We start from the raw sequence: 19,371 nt of genomic DNA, 5'->3' as shown, positions 1-19,371 counted from the left end.
AGTCAGCTCCCCTGGCGGACGTGCTGGTAGCTCTTACGCACCAGCCACTGGTGGATCACGGTGATCAGCGACATCAGCACCACCAGCAGCATCGCCAGCGCGCTGCCGAGGTTGGGGTCGAGCGAAATGTCGCCGGAAACCAGCGCGGCAATCCGCACCGGAATGACGTTAAAATTGCCAGTGGTCAACGCGTAGATCGTGGCGTAAGCGCCCAGCGCGTTGGCCAGCAGAATAACAAAGGTGCCGATCAGCGCGGGCATCAGGATCGGCAGGCCAATATGCCACCAGTAGCGCGCGCGGCTGGCGCCGAGCAGCGCCGCCGACTCCTGCCAGTCCCTCTTCAGGCTGTCGAACGCCGGGTAAAGCAGCAGAATGCCAAGCGGGATCTGGAACCAGGTATACACCACAATCAGCCCGTCGCTGGAGTAGAGCTTGAAGCCCTGCATGATACCGTATTTACCCATTAGCAGCGTCAGGCAGCCGTTTAGCCCCAGCAGGATCACGAAGGCAAACGCCAGCGGCACGCCGGCAAAGTTGCTGGTCATATTGGTAAATGACATCAGAAAACGGTGCAGCCTGCCGCTGCCGAGCTGGTGCAGCGAGTAGCCGCCGAACAGCGCGATCGCCAGGCCGTACACGCTCGACCAGAACGAGATATTGAGCGAGAAACGGATCGCCTGCTGGTAAAACGGCGAGGTGAGGATATCGCTGTAGTTGGCCCATCCCCAGGCCTCGTTGATATCGCTGTAGAAGCTGTTGATGGCGATCCACACCAGCGGCGCAATTTGAAAGGCGATAAAGAACAGCGCAAACGGCAGCAGGCACAGCAGCGCGAGCCATTTCCCTCTCATAGCGTGGGTTCCAGCAGGGCGGCGCAGTAGGGTTTATCGTGCTCAACGCCGAGGATCTGGCAGATTGTGCCGCACAGTTCGGTTTGCTGCGGCACGGCGTCCGCATTCATCGAAAAAGCGCTGCCGAAGACAAACAGCGGGACGTGAGTCTCTTCCGGCAATATTCCGCCGTGGCTGCGATCGTCGTTCATACCGTGATCGGCGGTGACAATCACCTGATAACCCTGCTGCAGCCAGGCCGGCATCCAGTGCGACAGATAGCCGTCGGCCATGCGCGCCCGGTTGCGGTATTGCGCAGAGGAGAAGCCGTGCTGGTGCCCGGCATCGTCGATATTCATCGGGTGGATCAGCAAAAAGTCCGGCTGATAGCGCAGCCGCAGGCTCTCGGCATCTTCAAACAGATGCGAGTCCGGGTAGCCATCATCAGAGTAGAAGTGCCCGAACTGGATCGGCAGCTCGGGCGCTTCAGTGTGACGGTCGCGCGCCGCAGAAAACGGCGTGCGGTTATACAGCTCGCTGACCCAGTGATAGGCCGCTGCAGCCGTGGTCAGCCCCGCCGCCCGCGCATAGTGAAACACGCTGCGCTGGTTACTGAGGCGGCTGACGCCGTTGTGAATAATGCCGCTGTTCACCGGCGTGATGCCGGTGAGGATGCACTCATACAGCGGGCGCGAGAGCGAAGGCAGCTCGCAGATCATCCGGTAGCGCTGCCCGTGGCCCTGAGCGCACTCCGCCTGCAAATAGCCCATCGCGTGTTGCGCCACCTGAAAATTCAGGCCGTCCAGCACCACCAGAATGGTTTTCATCACGTTGCCTTATTGCTTCATGTTGATGATGACGCTTTCCTGCCACAGTCGCGGCAGCTGTTTTGCCGCTTTATCCCACGCGGCGGTATCGGCGATAGGATGCGCATTTTTGTATTCCGCATCCGGCAGCATTTTGGCCTGCACGTCCGCTGGCAGTTTCAGGTGTTCTGCGCGAATTGGGCGGGCATAGCCGCGTGCGAGGTTAATCTGCCCGGCGTCGGAGAAGATATATTCACGCGCCAGTTTGGCGGCGTTCGGGTGTTTGGCATATTTGTTGATGATGGTGGTGTAGCCGGAGGTGATCGAGCCATCGGACGGGATCACCACTTCAAAGCGTTTCGGGTCAATCTGGTCGCGGTAGTTCAGACCGTTGAAGTCCCACACCACGGCGACCTGAATCTCCCCCTTCTCGATGTTGGCAATCACCGGATCGGTTACGCCAAGCCGCCCCTCTTTTGCCAGCTCGCTAAAGAAATCCAGCGCGGGTGTCAGGTTCTTCTCGTTGCCGCCCATCGCGTAGCTGGCAGCCAGCACGCCGTTGGCCGCCTGTGCCGCAATGCCGACGTCGCCGATGGTCACCACATATTTGCCTTTCTTCAGGTCGGCCCAGCTGTGGGGGATATCTTTGACCTGGTCTTTATTGATGATAAAGGCGATGGTGCCGGTGTAGGCCAGCGCCCAGTGGCCATCTTTGTCTTTCGCCCAGTCCGGGATCTGATCCCAGGTGGTGGGTTTGTAGGGCTGCGTCACCCCTTTCTGCACGGCAACCGGCCCGAAAGCCGCACCGACATCGCCGATATCCGCACTCGCGTTATTTTTCTCCGCGGCGAACTTGGCAATCTCCTGAGCGGAGGACATATCCGTATCACTGTGCTTGATACCATATTTGCTGCTGATATCTTCCCAGGTGCCTTTCCAGTTAGCCCAGCTGTCAGGCATGCCAACGCTGTTAACCTGGCCTTCCGCCTGCGCGGCTTTTTCCAGCGCGGCGGTATCGGCAGCCCAGCTGCTGGCCGGTAATGACAGGACGATGGCACTGGCTAATACGGATGCGAACAAAGATTTCATGGTTGATGCTCCGAATAATGGGGGTGGCCTTCTGGACTAGTCCAGCAAGATGCGAGCCAATCTAGCCTGGTGGGATGAATGTTTTATGACAGCGCCCGTGGGCTGTGGACTAGTCCACCCTCTCCTGCCAGGCTGTATCCGTAGGCTTGCGCCCCCGGTGGTGCGATTATTGTGCAGTTTCGCACCAAATTGAGGCTTAACGATGACCAAATCATTAACGGTGGATGTAATCAGCAGGACACTGGCGGCGAGGATCCGTCAGGGGGATTATGCCGCCGGTCGGCGTCTGCCTGCCGAACGCGTGCTGAGCGAGCAGTTCGCCACCACGCGCATCACGCTGCGTGAGGCGCTGGGGCAGTTGGAAGCCGAGGGAATGATTTATCGCGAACTGCGGCGCGGCTGGTTTATCGCTCCGCCACGCCTCGCCTACGACCCGCTGCTGCGCAGCCACTTTCACGCGATGGCCGAACGCCAGGGGCGCGTCGCTGCCACCCAGGTGCTGGATGCGCAAAGTGTGGCGGTCAGCGCGACGATAGCCACGCGTTTGGAGATGCAGGAGGGGGAAGAGGTGGTGCGCATTCGTCGCCTGCGGCGCATTGATGGCCGGGCGGTGCTGTATGTCGAACACTATCTCAACCCGCGCTATTTTCCTCAGCTGCTGAGCTTTGACCTGACGCGTTCGCTGACCCAGCTGTATCAGGAGGAGTATGGCATCAGCTATGGCCGTGTCGGCTTCACCATGCTGCCCGCCCCGCTGCCAGCCTTCGCCGCCCCGGCGCTGAAAGTCGCCGCCGGCAGTCCGGCACTGTTTATCACCCGCGTTAACCGCGACCAGCACGACCGGATTATCGACTGCGACTGCGAGTACTGGCGTTATGACGCGCTGTATATTGCGGTAGAGGTGAAGCAGGCAGTAAACGAGGTGGGATAACGTCCTGGCCAATCATCGATAAAGCGCGATGAACCGTCAGCGGCGTGAATGACGGTTCATCAGTGAAGGCAGTTTAGTGACTGATTTGAGCCAGGTCGTGGTCAGAGAGGCCGGTCAGCTCTTTGACTAATTGCATCTCCATGCCTTTCAGGATCAGATTACGCGCGACCTCACGCTTTCCTTCCTGCCGTCCAGTCTCAAGACCTTGCTCAAGACCTTTTTTAAAACCTTTTTTAAGACCCTGCTCAAGGCCTTTCTGTTCAAGCTGCTCAGCAATAGTCATCAGTTGGTCCTCATACAGTGGCATTTTCCGCGCCAGATTACGTACGAAAGCTTCAGCGTCCTGAGAGCGCAGAGATCGCGGAGCGGGGGCGTACACCCCCATGAGGGATCACTCCGCGTCATATCCCAGGTTCGGGGCCAGCCAGCGTTCGACTTCGCTGACCGGCATGCCTTTGCGTTTGGCGTAGTCTTCAATCTGGTCACGCTGCAGCTGAGCCACGGCGAAATATTTACTGTCCGGGTGGCTGAAAATCCAGCCGGAGACCGCCGCACCTGGCCACATGGCGAATGACTCGGTGAGCTGCATGCCGGTGTGAGTTTCCACGTCGAGCAGCTGCCAGATGGTGGCTTTCTCGGTGTGCTCCGGGCAGGCGGGGTAGCCCGGTGCCGGACGGATGCCCTGATAGTTTTCGCGGATCAGCTCTTCGTTGCTGAGGTTTTCAGTGGCGGCAAAGCCCCAGATTACCTTACGCACCCGTTCATGCAGATATTCGGCAAAGCCTTCCGCCAGGCGGTCGGCCAGCGCCTTCACCATGATCTTATTGTAGTCGTCATGCTTAGCATCCCAGGCTTCAGCCAGTGCATCCTCTTCCAGCCCGCCGGTCACGGCAAAGGCGCCGAGGCAGTCGGCCTTACCGCTGGACTTTGGTGCGACGAAATCAGCGAGACAGTAGTTAGCAAAGCCCGTTTTTTCTGTCTGTTGGCGTAAGTGATGACTCACTTGCAAAATATGCGAGCGCGATTCATCCGTGTAGATTTCAATGTCGTCACCCACGCGGTTAGCCGGGAAAATCCCCACTACGCCGCGCGGATTGAGCGCGCCATCGCGACTGAGCTGGTCGAGCATCGCATTGGCATCGGCGAACAGGCGTTTTGCCTCTTCGCCGACCACCTCATCTTCCAGAATGCGCGGATATTTTCCCGCCAGAGACCAGGTCATAAAGAATGGCGTCCAGTCGATGTAGTTGCGCAGCACTTCGATGTTAGCGCTTACTTCGCTTACACCCAGCCTGTGTGCTGGCGGGGGGGTATAACTTTGCCAGTCGAAGGTAAAATCATTGTCGCGCGCAGCCTGCAACGTCACCGGCGGCGTGCGCGGCTTCTTACGCGCATGCTGAATACGCACCGTGTCATACTCTTTGCGCGTGCGGGCCACAAAGTCTTCGCGCTGCGTCGCCGACAGCAGCGCCGACACCACGCCCACGGTGCGCGAAGCATTCTGCACGTAGACCGTTGGCCCGCTGTAGTTCTGCTCGATTTTCACCGCCGTGTGCGCTTTTGAGGTGGTCGCGCCGCCAATCAACAGCGGCAGGGTAAAGCCCTGGCGCTCCATCTCTTTTGCCACGTTGACCATCTCATCCAGCGACGGGGTGATCAGCCCGGACAGCCCGATGATATCGGCGTTGTGCTCGCGGGCCGTTTTCAGAATTTTGTCGCTCGGCACCATCACGCCAAGATCGATAATTTCGTAGTTATTACACTGCAACACTACGCCGACGATATTCTTGCCGATGTCGTGTACGTCGCCCTTCACCGTTGCCAGCACGATTTTGCCGTTGGTGCTGCCCTTCTCTTTGCTGGCTTCGATATAGGGTTCAAGGTAAGCCACCGCCTGCTTCATTACGCGGGCAGATTTCACCACCTGCGGCAGGAACATTTTGCCCTCGCCGAACAGGTCGCCGACCACATTCATGCCGGACATCAGCGGCCCTTCAATCACCTCAATCGGGCGAGCGGCCAGCTGACGTGCGGCTTCAGTATCTTCCTCAATAAATTCGGTAATGCCTTTCACCAACGAATATTCGAGGCGCTTCGCCACTTCCCAACTGCGCCATTCCGCCTGGGGTTTAGTGCTGTCATCTTCCGCTTTGCTGCCGCGATATTTCTCGGCGAGGTCGAGCAGGCGCTCGGTGCCGTCGTCGCGGCGGTTCTGAATAACGTCCTCCACCGCTTCACGCAGATCGCCTGGCAAATCGTCATAGATTGCCAGCTGCCCGGCGTTGACGATGCCCATATCCATGCCGTTGCGAATAGCGTGATAGAGGAACACCGCGTGGATCGCCTCGCGCACCGGGTCGTTCCCGCGGAAGGAGAACGACACGTTGGAGACGCCGCCAGAGATCATCGCATGCGGCAGTTCGCGCTTGATATCTTCACAGGCGCCGATAAAGTCCATCGCGTAGTTGTTATGTTCTTCGATCCCGGTGGCAACGGCGAAGATATTTGGGTCAAAGATGATATCTTCCGGGGGGAAGCCCACGTCTTCAGTCAGCAGCTGATAAGCGCGGCGGCAGATCTCGATTTTACGCGCGCGGGTGTCTGCCTGGCCCACTTCATCGAAGGCCATCACCACCATCGCCGCGCCGTAGCGCCGCACCAGGCGGGCATGTCGCAGGAACTGATCGACCCCCTCTTTCATCGAGATGGAGTTCACAATCCCTTTGCCCTGAATGCACTGCAGGCCTTTTTCGATCACCTCCCACTTGGAGGAGTCGATCATGATCGGCACGCGGGCGATATCCGGCTCGCCGGCGATCAGGTTAAGGAAACGCACCATCGCCGCTTCGGCGTCGAGCATCCCTTCATCCATATTGATATCGATGATCTGCGCACCGCTCTGCACCTGCTGCAGCGCGACTTCCAGCGCTTCGTTATACTTTTCTTCTTTGATCAGGCGCTTAAACTTCGCCGAACCGGTGACGTTGGTACGCTCGCCGACGTTCACAAACAGGCTTTCCGCGCTGATGGTCAGCGGCTCCAGCCCGGAGAGACGGCAGGCGACTGGCAATTGCGGCAGCTGGCGCGGGGCGACGCCGTCGATAGCTTGCGCCATCGCCGCAATGTGCTGCGGGGTGGTGCCGCAGCAGCCACCGACGATATTGAGGAAGCCGGAGCGTGCCCATTCACCAATCTGTTCGGCCATAATGTCAGCATCAAGATCGTACTCGCCGAAGGCGTTCGGCAGCCCGGCATTCGGATGAGCAGTAACATAGCTTTCGGCGATGCGCGACAGCTCGGCCACATACTGGCGCAGTTCATCCGGGCCAAGCGCACAGTTAAGGCCAAACGAGAGCGGCTCGGCGTGGCGCAGCGAGTGATAGAAGGCTTCGGTAGTCTGGCCGGAGAGCGTACGGCCGGAGGCATCGGTGATGGTGCCGGAAATCATCAGCGGCAGCTCGATGCCGAGGGCTTCGAACTCCTCTTTGACGGCGAAGATCGCCGCTTTGGCGTTCAGGGTATCGAACACCGTTTCGATCATGATGATATCGCAACCGCCTTCCACCAGCGCACGCGTCGATTCACGGTAGGCTTCCACCAGCTGATTAAAGGTGACGTTTCGAAAGGCTGGGTCGTTAACATCAGGAGAAATGGAGCAGGTACGGTTAGTGGGCCCTAACACACCGGCAACATAGCGCGGGCGATCCGGCGTTTTAGCACTCCATTCATCGGCGCAGGCGCGCGCCAGCTTTGCGGCGGCGTAGTTAATTTCTGCTGACAGCGATTCCATATGGTAGTCGGCCATCGCGATGGTGGTGGAGTTGAACGTGTTGGTTTCGAGGATATCCGCGCCTGCAGCCAGATAGCCGTTGTGAATTTCGCTAATTATATCCGGTTGGGTGAGCACCAGCAGGTCGTTGTTGCCCTTGAGATCGCTCGGCCAGTCGGCGAAACGCGCACCGCGATAATCTTCTTCTTCCAGCCTGTAGCTCTGGATCATGGTGCCCATACCGCCATCAAGCAGCATAATGCGTTTTTTCAGCTGCTGATGCAGCGCTTCAATCCGGTTACTCACAGCACTTCCCCTTCCACTTCACTCGCAGGCACCAACGCCAACACGCCATACTGGCACAACTTTTGCGCGGGTAAAAGTTATGCGATATGAGAGTTCTTCAGCCACTAATAAAGCCAGAAAAAGCTGGAAGTATGACGGGTAATTACCCTAAATAATTCGAGCTGAATCAAGGCGGCAAACGAGGGAATCCCGATGAGCTTACTCTGGTAAGTGATTCGGGTGAGTAAGTGCAGCCAACGCAGAAGCAGCTTGAAGTATGACGGGTATGCAACGAAAATGATTTCCATAACCATAACAACTAAGGAGTCAGGTATGGCCACCCCCGTCGCGGCAAAACGCGGAAAGAAACCCCGCGCTGCCGCCGCTGCTCCCGCTGCACCTGTCGGGCAGGTCCAGTCATTAACCCGCGGCCTTAAGCTGCTTGAATTCATTGCCGAATCGCACGGCAGCGTGGCGCTGACCGAACTGGCGCAGCAGGCCGGCTTACCCAACTCCACCACCCATCGTCTGTTGACGACCATGCAGCAGCAGGGATTTGTGCGTCAGGTGGGCGACTTAGGGCTATGGACCATTGGCGCGCACGCGTTTGTGGTCGGCAGCAGCTTCCTGCAGAGCCGCAACCTGCTGGCGCTGGTGCATCCGATGTTGCGTTCGCTGATGGAAGAGTCGGGAGAGACGGTGAATCTGGCGGTACTGGACCTCAGCGATCATCAGGCGGTGATTATCGACCAGGTGCAGTGTACCCAGCTGATGCGTATGTCGGCACCGATTGGCGGCAAGCTGCCGATGCACGCCTCCGGCGCCGGTAAAGCGTTTCTGGCCAATCTGAACGACAAGCAGGTAACGGAACTGCTGCATCGCAAGGGGCTGCACTATTACACGCCGAAAACCCTGATGTCGCCGCAGAGCCTGAAGGATAATCTCGCGCTGGTGCGCAAAACCGGCTATTCGTTCGACGATGAGGAACATGCGCTGGGGCTGCGCTGCGTGGCCGCCTGCATTTATGATGAGCACCACGAACCGTTTGCGGCAATCTCCATCTCCGGCCCAATCTCGCGTATTACCGATGACCGCGTGACCGAGCTGGGTGCGCTGGCGATTAAAGCCGCCAAAGAGATCACCCGCGAATATGGCGGTGGGCGCTAACCTCATTTATAGCCAAAATAATGGGAGCGGCATTAAAGGGTATGAAGGGTATAGCGCTGGCAAAAGCGCTGACGCCGACGATAAGCAAACACATCTTCGATATGGCCATTGCGGATGCGCTGCTGCAGCTCGCGCCAGTACCCGGCGCGAAACAGTTCACTGTGCATCTCATCGAACAGCCTGGCGATTGCCGGGTCGGCACACAGATAGTGACGAAACTCCTCCGGGAACACATCCTCCGGCGACACGCTGTACCACGGCTCGTGGCTCAGCTCATCCTCCGGGTAGCGCGGCGGCGGGATGTCGCGAAAATTCACTTCGGTCATGTAGCTGATTTCATCGTAGTCATAGAACACCACGCGCCCGTGGCGGGTGATGCCGAAATTTTTATACAGCATATCGCCGGGGAAGATGTTGGCCGCCGCCAGCTGCTTTACCGCGTTGCCGTACTCCTCGATTGCCTCGCGCCGCTGCTGCGGATTAGCCTGCTCCAGCCACATATTGAGCGGCGTCATGCGGCGCTCCATATACAGATGGCTGATGACCAGCTGCTCGCCCTGATAGTGAAGTTTCTCCGGCACCTCGCGCTGCAGCAGTGCCAGCAGCTGTGGGCTAAGTCGCTGCTGCTCGATCGCGAAGTTTTCAAACTCCTGGGTGTCGGCCATTCTGCCCACGCGGTCATGCTCCTTGACCAGCTGGTAGCACGCGCGCACCCGTTCCGGCGTGACCTCTTTCTGCGGCGCAAAGCGGTCTTTGATCACCTTAAATACCCGATCGAAGCCCGGCAGGGTAAATACCAGCATCACCAGGCCCGGTACGCCGGGCGCGATAACAAACTGTTCGCGGGTTTGCGTCATATAGCTGAGGTATTCGCGATAGCTCTCAGTCTTGCCATGCTTCTGGCAGCCAATCGCCATATACAGCTCGGCGGTGGTTTTGCCGGGAAGGATCTCGCGCAGCCATTCGACCAGCGCCGCCGGCAGTGGGGCATAAACCATAAAATAGGAGCGGGCGAAGCCAAACACGATACTCGCCTCACGGTTGCTGGTCAGGCAGGTATCGATAAACAGCTCGCCCTCATCGCTGCGGTGGATTGGCAGCAGAAAGGCGCAGATGCCGGAAGGAGTGCGCAGTTTAGCCACCAGCCAGGCCGCTTTGTTGCGATAAAACAGTTCGTTAGCCACCTGTAGCGTTGCCTGCTGTAGCGCCTCCGCACTGAACTGTTCGTGCAGATGCGCCGTGATAAAGCCGATATCGCGCGCCAGATCCTGCCAGGGCAGGCGCAGCGGCAGGTCGTGCAGCAGACGGCTCAGCAGCGGCGGCCAGCCGGCCTTAGCGCTGAACTCCCTGGCCAGCGGCCGCGGAATGGTACGAAAGCGCCGTTCGGGCTGCGAGCTGAAGATAAACAGCCGCTCCGGCGTCAATGCCTGGTGGCTGAACAGCCGACAGTAGACGGAGTTAAAAAAGCTTTCGGCAATCTCAAAGCGCGGGTAGTCCGGCAGCAGATCGGTGTAGATCGCTTTCACCCGCTGGAGAAAATCGCGGTCGTCGGCCTGTGAGGCGGTGATGCAGCGCAGCTGTTCCACCACCAGGCCGACGTGATGGTCGTAGAGGTGAATACGCGCTTTCATCGCCTGCTGCACCGCCAGCCAGTCGGCCTGTTCAAAGCGCTGCTGCGCCCCGGCGGTAACCTCAAGAAAGCGACCATACTGCGCGTCAAATCCCTGCAGGATAGTGCGGGCAATCAGGGTTTCGAGTGTGGCCATGGTGTGCCTCCGGCGCTGGATTCAGGAAGGGACGGGCATGCCCGTCCCTGTTGAGAAACCTGAAGCGTTGTGGCTAAAACTGATCTTCTTCCGTCGAACCGGTCAATGCTGTGACGGATGACACCCCACCCTGAATAATGGTGGTGACATGGTCAAAGTAGCCGGTGCCGACCTCCTGCTGATGCGAAGAGAAAGTGTAACCCTGCTTGATAGCGGCAAACTCCGGCTGCTGCACTTTCTCTACGTAGTGGCGCATCCCCTCCCCCTGCGCATACGCCTGCGCGAGGTCGAACATGTTGAACCACATGCTGTGGATCCCTGCCAGGGTGATGAACTGATATTTGTAGCCCATTTCAGACAGTGCCTGCTGGAAGCGGGCGATGGTGTCGTCGTCGAGATTCTTTTTCCAGTTAAATGACGGTGAACAGTTGTATGCCAGCAGCTTGCCGGGGAAGCGGGCGTGTATCGCGTCGGCGAAACGGCGCGCCTGCTCCAGGTCCGGCTTCGAGGTTTCACACCAGATCACGTCGGCGTAAGGTGCGTAAGCCAGCCCGCGGCTGATCGCCTGTTCGACTCCGGCATGGGTGCGGAAAAAGCCCTCCGGGGTGCGCTCACCGCTGATAAATTCGCGGTCATATTCGTCGCAGTCGGAGGTGATCAGGTCCGCTGCGTCAGCATCGGTACGCGCAATCAGCACCGTTGGCACGCCCATCACATCTGCCGCCAGCCGCGCCGCCACCAGTTTCTGAATCGCTTCCTGGGTTGGCACCAGCACTTTGCCACCCATATGGCCGCACTTCTTCACCGAGGCCAGCTGATCCTCAAAATGTACGCCGGCGGCTCCAGCCTGGATCATCGACTTCATCAGTTCAAATGCATTCAGCACGCCGCCAAATCCGGCTTCGGCATCAGCGACAATCGGCAGGAAGTAGTCAACATGGCGCGGGTCGCCCGGCTCAATCTCGCTCGACCACTGGATCTGATCGGCTCGCTGGAACGTGTTGTTGATCCGTTCCACTACCGACGGCACCGAGTTGGCCGGGTACAGCGACTGGTCCGGGTACATGCTGGCTGCGAGATTAGCATCTGCCGCGACCTGCCAGCCGGATAAGTAAATAGCCTCAATCCCCGCTTTCGCCTGCTGCAGCGCCTGCCCACCGGTCAGGGCGCCCAGGCTGTTGACGTAACCTTTCTTCGCTCCGCCGTTAAGCAGTTTCCAGAGCCGGTGCGCACCGTTTTCGGCCAGGGTGCAGACCGGGTTGACCGAGCCGCGCAGCTTAACCACTTCCGCCGCGCTGTAGGGGCGGGTAATGCCGTCCCAGCGAGCTTCACGCCAGGTTTGTTCTATCTGCTGAATCTGTTGGATACGAGAAGTCATTGTGGTGCTCCTTGTCAGGGTTCAGGGGAGTAAGCGGTAGCCGGGCAGAGTCAGAAACTCCACCAGTTCAGGTTCGGTGGTAATGCGCTCCATCAGCGCGGCGGCTTCGTTAAAGCGCCCGTTGTCATAGCGCGTGTCGCCCAGCTCCTGGCGAATAACCTGCATCTCTTCAGTCAACATCTGGCGGAACAGCGCTTCGGTCACCACTTCTCCGCTTTGCAGGGTTTTGCGATGGTGGATCCACTGCCAGATAGAGGTACGCGAGATCTCAGCGGTGGCAGCATCCTCCATCAGACCGTAAATTGGCACGCAGCCGTTGCCGCTAATCCAGGCTTCGATGTACTGCACCGCCACGCGAATATTGGCGCGCATGCCCGCCGCGGTGCGCGCTCCGTCGCAGGGGGCCAGCAGCTGCTCAGCGGTAACCGGGGCATCCTGCACGCGCATTACCTGTAGCTGGTTGGGGCGGTCGCCCAGTACCTGATTGAAAATCTCCATCACGGCGTCGGCCAGGCCTGGATGTGCAATCCAGGTGCCGTCATGCCCATTGGTGGCTTCACGCTGCTTATCGGCCTGCACTTTATCCAGCACCCACTGATTGCGTCCGGCATCTTTGCTGGGGATAAAGGCCGCCATGCCGCCCATCGCAAACGCGCCGCGCCGGTGGCAGGTTTTGATCAGCAGTCGTGAGTAAGCATCAAGAAACCCCTGATCCATCGTAAGCGACTGGCGATCCGGCAGGACGCGATCCGGGTAGTTCTTCAGCGTTTTGATGTAGCTGAAGATGTAATCCCAGCGGCCGCAGTTTAGCCCGACGATGTGATCGCGCAGGTGATAGAGGATCTCGTCCATCTGGAATACCGCCGGCAGCGTTTCAATAAGCAGCGTGACTTTGATGGTACCGCGTGGCAGATCGAAACGATCTTCGGCGTAGCTGAATACGTCACTCCACCAGGCCGCTTCCTGGTAAGACTGGGTTTTTGGCAGGTAGAAATAGGGGCCACTGCCCTTTGCCAGCAGCGTGTCGACGTTGTGAAAGAAGTAGAGCGCGAAATCAAACAGGCTGCCCGGGATCGCCTCATCACGCCAGGTAACGTGTTTTTCCGGCAGGTGCAGCCCGCGCACGCGGCAGATCAATACCGCGGGATCGGGCTTCAGCTGGTAGATCTTCCCGGCTTCATTACGGTAGCTGATAGTGCCGTTTACCGCATCGCGTAGATTGATCTGTCCGGCAATCACCTTCTCCCAGCTGGGCGCCAGCGAATCCTCAAAATCCGCCATAAAGACATTCACGTTGGCGTTGAGCGCATTGATCACCATCTTGCGTTCAACCGGGCCGGTGATCTCTACCCGGCGGTTCTGTAAATCGGCTGGGATACCGCGGATCTTCCATGCTTTATCTTTAATGGAATTCGTTTCCGAAATAAAACCCGGCAGTACTCCGCCATCGATTTTACGCTGCACCCGCTGGCGATCGGCCAGTAGTGCATTACGTCGCGGCGTAAAGCGTGCCACCAGTTCAGCCAGAAAATCGACGGCGGAATCGGTAAGGATCTGTTGTTCTGCCTGACCAAACGCGCGCTGAAAGGTCAGTTCGCTGCTGATTACCTGCTGTGTCATCTTTTTCTCCTGTCATCGACCGGTGGGCGGCTGAGCGATCCGACGTACTGCCGCTGAGCAATCTTTAAGCTACAGGATCAAAATATAATCAGTTAAAATTTAAAATCAAAAACTATTTCCATTTTAGTTAATGAATTATCTCAACCTGATGATTTAAAGAGAGATTAAAGATCGCAATAACAGGAAGGTGTTTTCATCGGTAATGTGAGTAAGATCGGGTGACAGGATTAAGCTTGATGGGGAGGAGTTTACAGCTGTGGAAATGCCAAAGGGTGGATCGAGGATCCACCCTTTGCTTTCTACGTTCAGCGCGACTATTCGAGCGTCGGGTTCATATGGCGCAGGTCGAATGGCGTAATCTGGTAAACGTAGTAGTTGAGCCAGTTGGAGAACAGCAGGTTGCCATGGCTACGCCAGCTGGCACGCGGCGGTAGCTCAGGATTGTCATCGGGGAAGTAGTTGAATGGTACTTCCGGCTGCAGGCCAGCGTCGTAGTCGCGATGATATTCGCCGGAAAGCGTCAGGGCATCGTACTCGGGGTGGCCGGTGACAAATGCCAGGCGCTTATCCTTGCTGGCAAACAGATAGGCTCCGGTCTGCTCCGATTCCGCGAAGATCTCCAGATCGGTGTAGTCTCGCAGTAGCTGCACTGGGAAATCAGCATAGCGTGAGTGCGGCGCAAGGAAGGTATCGTCAAAGCCCCGCGTGAGCAGCGCATGCGGATGCAGGATCTGATGCTCAAACACACCTGAAAGCTTGTTTTCCCGCGTCTGCTTGGGGATGCCATACAGAATGTTTAACGCCGCCTGTACCGCCCAACAGACGAACAGTGTGGAAGTGACGTGTTCTTTCGCCCAGTGCAGCACCTGCTGGATCTGGGGCCAGTAAGCCACATCATTAAAGTCGACCAGTCCCAGCGGCGCGCCGGTGACGATCAATCCATCGTAGTTATCATGCTGAATATCTTCGAAATTACAGTAGAAATTGTTCAGATGCTCCGAAGGGGTATTACGTGATTCCCGGCTGTCGATGCGCAGCAGCTGCACATCAATTTGCAGGGGAGAGTTGGAGAGCAGGCGCAGAAACTGGTTCTCGGTTTCGATCTTCTTCGGCATCAGATTCAGTACCAGCACTTTTAGCGGGCGGATCATCTGCGTGCTGGCACGCGTGGACGTCATGACAAAGACGTTCTCGTTGCGCAGAAAATTCACGGCTGGTAATTCATCGGGTACCCTGATCGGCATAACCTGCTTCCTCACTACATACGTTTATACGTTTAGACATCCAGACAGCCAAAGATAACGCGCTCTGCCGCGAATGTCGAGTATTCATCGAATAGTTGAAAATGTTTCATCACGCCTGGCTTTGGGGACTAAAAGTGTTGTTCCCGCAGTGTGCGTCAATAATAGCTAAAATAGGGAAGTCGGGAGCTGCCTGGCTTTGTTAGATTGCACATTTCTAAACAGATAATGTGTTCAAGGATATGCAAAAAATAAAGGAATATCTCGCGCTGGCGATGATGATGTGCGTGCCATATCTGATTGTAATGGCTGATAATTATATTTTCAAAAATGAGGTTAATAAGCATTCAATAACCGCCATCTCACACTCTGTCTTTCTGATTATTAATATAATCCTGCTGTATAAAATCAAAGATAATAACAGAGACCTGTCCGGGGGGATCTTACTGATTATAGGGCTTTTTGCTGCGATGTTTATCCGTGAGAACCGGGAAAATATTCGCGATTTATTTAACGGAGCGCTTCACTGGTCGTGGCTGGCTATCGCAATATCAGTGAGTTATCTGTGGCAGGCGGCTCAGCAAGGCATCAGGAAGGCTTTGAGAAATCTTGTCGAGCTGCACCGATTCAGCGATTATAACTACTTGATTTGTGGTCTTATTTTAGTTCTGGTGTGGTCCAGACTGTTTGGCAACCGCTATGTCTGGAAGGGAATTGCGAATATTCATTATAGCGAAGCATTGAAAAATACTGCTGAAGAGCCCACTCAGAGCCTGGGTTATCTCATCATTATGTATGGATTGGTGAAGATCTTACGCAGTAAGTAATCAGCACGTGTCGATCAACGATTGGCCTTTGGGATCTGGCATGCTTAACGGCCCTTTAAACGCAAAAAACCCCGGCCTTTCGGTCGGGGTTATTGCTTTATTTGATGCCTGGCAGTTCCCTACTCTCGCATGGGGAGACCCCACACTACCATCGGCGCTACGGCGTTTCACTTCTGAGTTCGGCATGGGGTCAGGTGGGACCACCGCGCTAAAGCCGCCAGGCAAATTCTTTGTGCTCTGTCCTGTGTCTTTTGTGCTGATGCTGCGTTGGCCGCGCTCGTAAAGTCAGTCACATACTTCAGTATGCTCCCTCCTTTCCTTCGCTTGCCGCCTTGCCTCAGCGCAAAATACTTCGGACTTAATTCCGGTAAACAGGCTGAAAATCTCTTTTGCGTCTCTCGAACGCCACCAGAACGCTTCTGGCGTTGTAAGGTTAAGCCTCACGGGTCATTAGTACCGGTTAGCTCAACGCATCGCTGCGCTTACACACCCGGCCTATCAACGTCGTAGTCTTCAACGTCCCTTCAGGGGTCTCAAGGACCCAGGGAGAATTCATCTCGAGGCAAGTTTCGCGCTTAGATGCTTTCAGCGCTTATCTTTTCCGCACTTAGCTACCGGGCAATGCCATTGGCATGACAACCCGAACACCAGTGGTGCGTTCACTCCGGTCCTCTCGTACTAGGAGCAACCCCTCTCAATTCTCCAGCGCCCACGGCAGATAGGGACCGAACTGTCTCACGACGTTCTAAACCCAGCTCGCGTACCACTTTAAACGGCGAACAGCCGTACCCTTGGGACCTACTTCAGCCCCAGGATGTGATGAGCCGACATCGAGGTGCCAAACACCGCCGTCGATATGAACTCTTGGGCGGTATCAGCCTGTTATCCCCGGAGTACCTTTTATCCGTTGAGCGATGGCCCTTCCATTCAGAACCACCGGATCACTATGACCTGCTTTCGCACCTGCTCGAGCCGTCACTCTCGCAGTCAAGCTAGCTTATGCCATTGCACTAACCTCACGATGTCCGACCGTGATTAGCTAACCTTCGTGCTCCTCCGTTACTCTTTAGGAGGAGACCGCCCCAGTCAAACTACCCACCAGACACTGTCCCCACGCCGGTTCACGGCGCCAGGTTAGAACATCAAACGTTAAAGGGTGGTATTTCAAGGTTGGCTCCACGCAGACTGGCGTCCACGCTTCAAAGCCTCCCACCTATCCTACACATCAAGGCTCAATGTTCAGTGTCAAGCTGTAGTAAAGGTTCACGGGGTCTTTCCGTCTTGCCGCGGGTACACTGCATCTTCACAGCGAGTTCAATTTCACTGAGTCTCGGGTGGAGACAGCCTGGCCATCATTACGCCATTCGTGCAGGTCGGAACTTACCCGACAAGGAATTTCGCTACCTTAGGACCGTTATAGTTACGGCCGCCGTTTACCGGGGCTTCGATCAAGAGCTTCTCGCAGCGCGATAACCCCATCAATTAACCTTCCGGCACCGGGCAGGCGTCACACCGTATACGTCCACTTTCGTGTTTGCACAGTGCTGTGTTTTTAATAAACAGTTGCAGCCAGCTGGTATCTTCGACTGCCTTCAGCTCCGTCAGCAAGTGACTTCACCTAACGACAGCGTGCCTTCTCCCGAAGTTACGGCACCATTTTGCCTAGTTCCTTCACCCGAGTTCTCTCAAGCGCCTTGGTATTCTCTACCTGACCACCTGTGTCGGTTTGGGGTACGATTCGATGTTACCTGATGCTTAGAGGCTTTTCCTGGAAGCAGGGCATTTGTTACTTCAGCACCGTAGTGCCTCGTCGTCACGCCTCAGCCTTAGAGAGTTCCGGATTTGCCTGGAACTCAAGCCTACACGCTTAAACCGGGACAACCGTCGCCCGGCCAACATAGCCTTCTCCGTCCCCCCTTCGCAGTAACACCGAGTACGGGAATATTAACCCGTTTCCCATCGACTACGCCTTTCGGCCTCGCCTTAGGGGTCGACTCACCCTGCCCCGATTAACGTTGGACAGGAACCCTTGGTCTTCCGGCGAGCGGGCTTTTCACCCGCTTTATCGTTACTTATGTCAGCATTCGCACTTCTGATACCTCCAGCATGCCTCACAGCACACCTTCAACGGCTTACAGAACGCTCCCCTACCCAACAGCGCTTACGCGCCGCTGCCGCAGCTTCGGTGCATGGTTTAGCCCCGTTACATCTTCCGCGCAGGCCGACTCGACCAGTGAGCTATTACGCTTTCTTTAAATGATGGCTGCTTCTAAGCCAACATCCTGGCTGTCTGTGCCTTCCCACATCGTTTCCCACTTAACCATGACTTTGGGACCTTAGCTGGCGGTCTGGGTTGTTTCCCTCTTCACGACGGACGTTAGCACCCGCCGTGTGTCTCCCGTGATAACATTCTTCGGTATTCGCAGTTTGCATCGGGTTGGTAAGCCGGGATGGCCCCCTAGCCGAAACAGTGCTCTACCCCCGAAGATGAGTTCACGAGGCGCTACCTAAATAGCTTTCGGGGAGAACCAGCTATCTCCCGGTTTGATTGGCCTTTCACCCCCAGCCACAAGTCATCCGCTAATTTTTCAACATTAGTCGGTTCGGTCCTCCAGTTAGTGTTACCCAACCTTCAACCTGCCCATGGCTAGATCACCGGGTTTCGGGTCTATACCCTGCAACTTAACGCCCAGTTAAGACTCGGTTTCCCTGCGGCTCCCCTATACGGTTAACCTTGCTACAGAATATAAGTCGCTGACCCATTATACAAAAGGTACGCAGTCACACCACGAAGGTGCTCCCACTGCTTGTACGTACACGGTTTCAGGTTCTGTTTCACTCCCCTCGCCGGGGTTCTTTTCGCCTTTCCCTCACGGTACTGGTTCACTATCGGTCAGTCAGGAGTATTTAGCCTTGGAGGATGGTCCCCCCATATTCAGACAGGATGTCACGTGTCCCGCCCTACTCATCGAACTCACAGCGAGTGCATTTTTGTGTACGGGAGTATCACCCTGTACCCTGCGACTTTCCAGACGCTTCCACTAATGCACAAGCTGATTCAGGTTCTGGGCTGTTCCCCGTTCGCTCGCCGCTACTGGGGGAATCTCGGTTGATTTCTTTTCCTCGGGGTACTTAGATGTTTCAGTTCCCCCGGTTCGCCTCATGCCACTATGTATTCATGACATGATAGTGTGACGTATCACACTGGGTTTCCCCATTCGGGTATCGTCGGTTATTGCGGTTCATATCACCTTACCGACGCTTATCGCAGATTAGCACGCCCTTCATCGCCTCTGACTGCCTAGGCATCCACCGTGTACGCTTAGTCGCTTAACCTCACAACCCACAAGCGTCCCGAAGGACGGCATGCTGTCGTGAGCATTTGAGAGACTCGAACGCATCGTTAACTTCATTCTTATTACGGAGAATGAATACGACGCGTCGTTTCAATTTTCAGCTTGTTCCGGATTGTTAAAGAGCAAATATCTCAAACGTGACTCCAAAAAGTCAGTTTTGAGATACGGTGATAACGACTTTCACTTCGTTACCGGTATGGCGTCCCCAAGGGGATTCGAACCCCTGTTACAGCCGTGAAAGGGCAGTGTCCTGGGCCTCTAGACGATGGGGACTCTGATACTACATTTTGCTCGTTACGTTCATCA

At 56.4% G+C, this 19,371-nt stretch carries 12 protein-coding genes, 1 tRNA gene and 2 rRNA genes; 3 read left to right on the top strand and 12 right to left on the bottom strand.

Annotated elements, in window-relative coordinates; all coding sequences use genetic code 11:
* Positions 1 to 2: 2 nt before the first annotated feature.
* Genes ACLI4M_RS11155 through ACLI4M_RS11145 form a run of 3 tightly spaced genes read right to left on the bottom strand, consistent with a single transcriptional unit; the run spans position 3 to position 2,725 of the window.
* Entirely contained in the window at positions 3 to 851 is an 849-nt protein-coding gene (locus ACLI4M_RS11155) for an ABC transporter permease (RefSeq protein WP_133622207.1), read from the bottom strand.
* Positions 848 to 1,657: an alkaline phosphatase family protein gene (locus ACLI4M_RS11150; protein WP_048917600.1), complete on the bottom strand. Its 810-nt coding sequence runs from the start codon at positions 1,655 to 1,657 to the stop codon at positions 848 to 850. Before ACLI4M_RS11150 ends, ACLI4M_RS11155 begins: the two co-directional genes overlap by 4 nt.
* Before the next feature lie 9 nt (positions 1,658 to 1,666).
* Positions 1,667 to 2,725: an ABC transporter substrate-binding protein gene (locus tag ACLI4M_RS11145; RefSeq protein WP_133622208.1), complete on the bottom strand. Its 1,059-nt coding sequence runs from the start codon at positions 2,723 to 2,725 to the stop codon at positions 1,667 to 1,669.
* A 202-nt stretch (positions 2,726 to 2,927) separates the two neighbouring features.
* Between ACLI4M_RS11145 and ACLI4M_RS11140 the strand changes: the two genes are divergently transcribed.
* Entirely contained in the window at positions 2,928 to 3,656 is a 729-nt protein-coding gene (locus tag ACLI4M_RS11140) for a UTRA domain-containing protein (RefSeq protein ID WP_133622209.1), read from the top strand.
* A gap of 73 nt (positions 3,657 to 3,729) precedes the next feature.
* Here ACLI4M_RS11140 and ACLI4M_RS11135 read toward each other — a convergent pair whose 3' ends face one another.
* Together ACLI4M_RS11135 and metH are read right to left on the bottom strand one after the other, a co-directional pair.
* Positions 3,730 to 3,939, bottom strand: coding sequence for a hypothetical protein (locus ACLI4M_RS11135; protein WP_133622210.1), 210 nt, complete (start codon positions 3,937 to 3,939; stop codon positions 3,730 to 3,732).
* 108 nt (positions 3,940 to 4,047) lie between these two features.
* The gene (metH, locus tag ACLI4M_RS11130) at positions 4,048 to 7,731 is read right to left on the bottom strand and encodes a methionine synthase (protein WP_133622211.1); all 3,684 of its coding nucleotides are present in this window, start codon (positions 7,729 to 7,731) and stop codon (positions 4,048 to 4,050) included.
* A gap of 312 nt (positions 7,732 to 8,043) precedes the next feature.
* Between metH and iclR the strand changes: the two genes are divergently transcribed.
* The gene (gene iclR / locus ACLI4M_RS11125) at positions 8,044 to 8,877 is read left to right on the top strand and encodes a glyoxylate bypass operon transcriptional repressor IclR (protein WP_133622212.1); all 834 of its coding nucleotides are present in this window, start codon (positions 8,044 to 8,046) and stop codon (positions 8,875 to 8,877) included.
* A 32-nt stretch (positions 8,878 to 8,909) separates the two neighbouring features.
* Here the strand turns inward: iclR and aceK are convergent, their stop codons facing one another.
* The 4 genes from aceK to metA form a co-directional block, all read right to left on the bottom strand.
* On the bottom strand, positions 8,910 to 10,643 hold the full coding sequence (gene aceK, locus ACLI4M_RS11120) for a bifunctional isocitrate dehydrogenase kinase/phosphatase (RefSeq protein ID WP_133622213.1): 1,734 nt from the start codon (positions 10,641 to 10,643) through the stop codon (positions 8,910 to 8,912).
* 73 nt (positions 10,644 to 10,716) lie between these two features.
* A complete protein-coding gene (gene aceA / locus ACLI4M_RS11115) occupies positions 10,717 to 12,021 on the bottom strand; it encodes an isocitrate lyase (protein WP_133622214.1) in 1,305 nt (434 codons plus the stop codon).
* A gap of 21 nt (positions 12,022 to 12,042) precedes the next feature.
* Complete coding sequence (gene aceB, locus ACLI4M_RS11110) at positions 12,043 to 13,641, bottom strand: malate synthase A (RefSeq protein ID WP_133622215.1); 1,599 nt, start codon at positions 13,639 to 13,641, stop codon at positions 12,043 to 12,045.
* Between the two features lie 314 nt (positions 13,642 to 13,955).
* A complete protein-coding gene (metA, locus tag ACLI4M_RS11105; protein WP_133622216.1) occupies positions 13,956 to 14,885 on the bottom strand; it encodes a homoserine O-acetyltransferase MetA in 930 nt (309 codons plus the stop codon).
* A gap of 239 nt (positions 14,886 to 15,124) precedes the next feature.
* Here metA and ACLI4M_RS11100 point away from each other — a divergent pair, with 239 nt between their 5' ends.
* On the top strand, positions 15,125 to 15,709 hold the full coding sequence (locus tag ACLI4M_RS11100; protein ID WP_133622217.1) for a hypothetical protein: 585 nt from the start codon (positions 15,125 to 15,127) through the stop codon (positions 15,707 to 15,709).
* Between the two features lie 106 nt (positions 15,710 to 15,815).
* Here the strand turns inward: ACLI4M_RS11100 and rrf are convergent.
* From rrf to ACLI4M_RS11085, 3 genes are all read right to left on the bottom strand, one after another.
* Positions 15,816 to 15,931 (bottom strand): 5S ribosomal RNA (gene rrf, locus ACLI4M_RS11095).
* 207 nt (positions 15,932 to 16,138) lie between these two features.
* Positions 16,139 to 19,045 (bottom strand): 23S ribosomal RNA (locus tag ACLI4M_RS11090).
* 217 nt (positions 19,046 to 19,262) lie between these two features.
* Positions 19,263 to 19,338: transfer RNA gene (locus ACLI4M_RS11085), tRNA-Glu, on the bottom strand.
* Between the last annotated feature and the right edge of the window lie 33 nt (positions 19,339 to 19,371).

It is taken from the genome of Erwinia sp. LJJL01, assembly GCF_047300805.2.
Lineage (GTDB): Bacteria > Pseudomonadota > Gammaproteobacteria > Enterobacterales > Enterobacteriaceae > Erwinia > Erwinia aphidicola.
The sequence above is the reverse complement of the archived record's forward strand: the minus strand, read 5'-3'. Positions and strand labels throughout refer to the sequence as shown.

Bases quoted from the DNA above. Each gene is read 5' to 3' on its own strand.
- iclR (WP_133622212.1), top strand. From the start codon at position 8,044: ATGGCCACCCCCGTCGCGGCAAAACGCGGAAAGAAACCCCGCGCTGCC.
- aceK (WP_133622213.1), bottom strand. From the start codon at position 10,643: ATGGCCACACTCGAAACCCTGATTGCCCGCACTATCCTGCAGGGATTT.
- aceA (WP_133622214.1), bottom strand. From the start codon at position 12,021: ATGACTTCTCGTATCCAACAGATTCAGCAGATAGAACAAACCTGGCGT.
- ACLI4M_RS11100 (WP_133622217.1), top strand. From the start codon at position 15,125: ATGCAAAAAATAAAGGAATATCTCGCGCTGGCGATGATGATGTGCGTG.
- aceB (WP_133622215.1), bottom strand. From the start codon at position 13,641: ATGACACAGCAGGTAATCAGCAGCGAACTGACCTTTCAGCGCGCGTTT.
- ACLI4M_RS11140 (WP_133622209.1), top strand. From the start codon at position 2,928: ATGACCAAATCATTAACGGTGGATGTAATCAGCAGGACACTGGCGGCG.
- ACLI4M_RS11145 (WP_133622208.1), bottom strand. From the start codon at position 2,725: ATGAAATCTTTGTTCGCATCCGTATTAGCCAGTGCCATCGTCCTGTCA.
- metA (WP_133622216.1), bottom strand. From the start codon at position 14,885: ATGCCGATCAGGGTACCCGATGAATTACCAGCCGTGAATTTTCTGCGC.
- ACLI4M_RS11155 (WP_133622207.1), bottom strand. From the start codon at position 851: ATGAGAGGGAAATGGCTCGCGCTGCTGTGCCTGCTGCCGTTTGCGCTG.
- ACLI4M_RS11150 (WP_048917600.1), bottom strand. From the start codon at position 1,657: ATGAAAACCATTCTGGTGGTGCTGGACGGCCTGAATTTTCAGGTGGCG.
- ACLI4M_RS11135 (WP_133622210.1), bottom strand. From the start codon at position 3,939: ATGACTATTGCTGAGCAGCTTGAACAGAAAGGCCTTGAGCAGGGTCTT.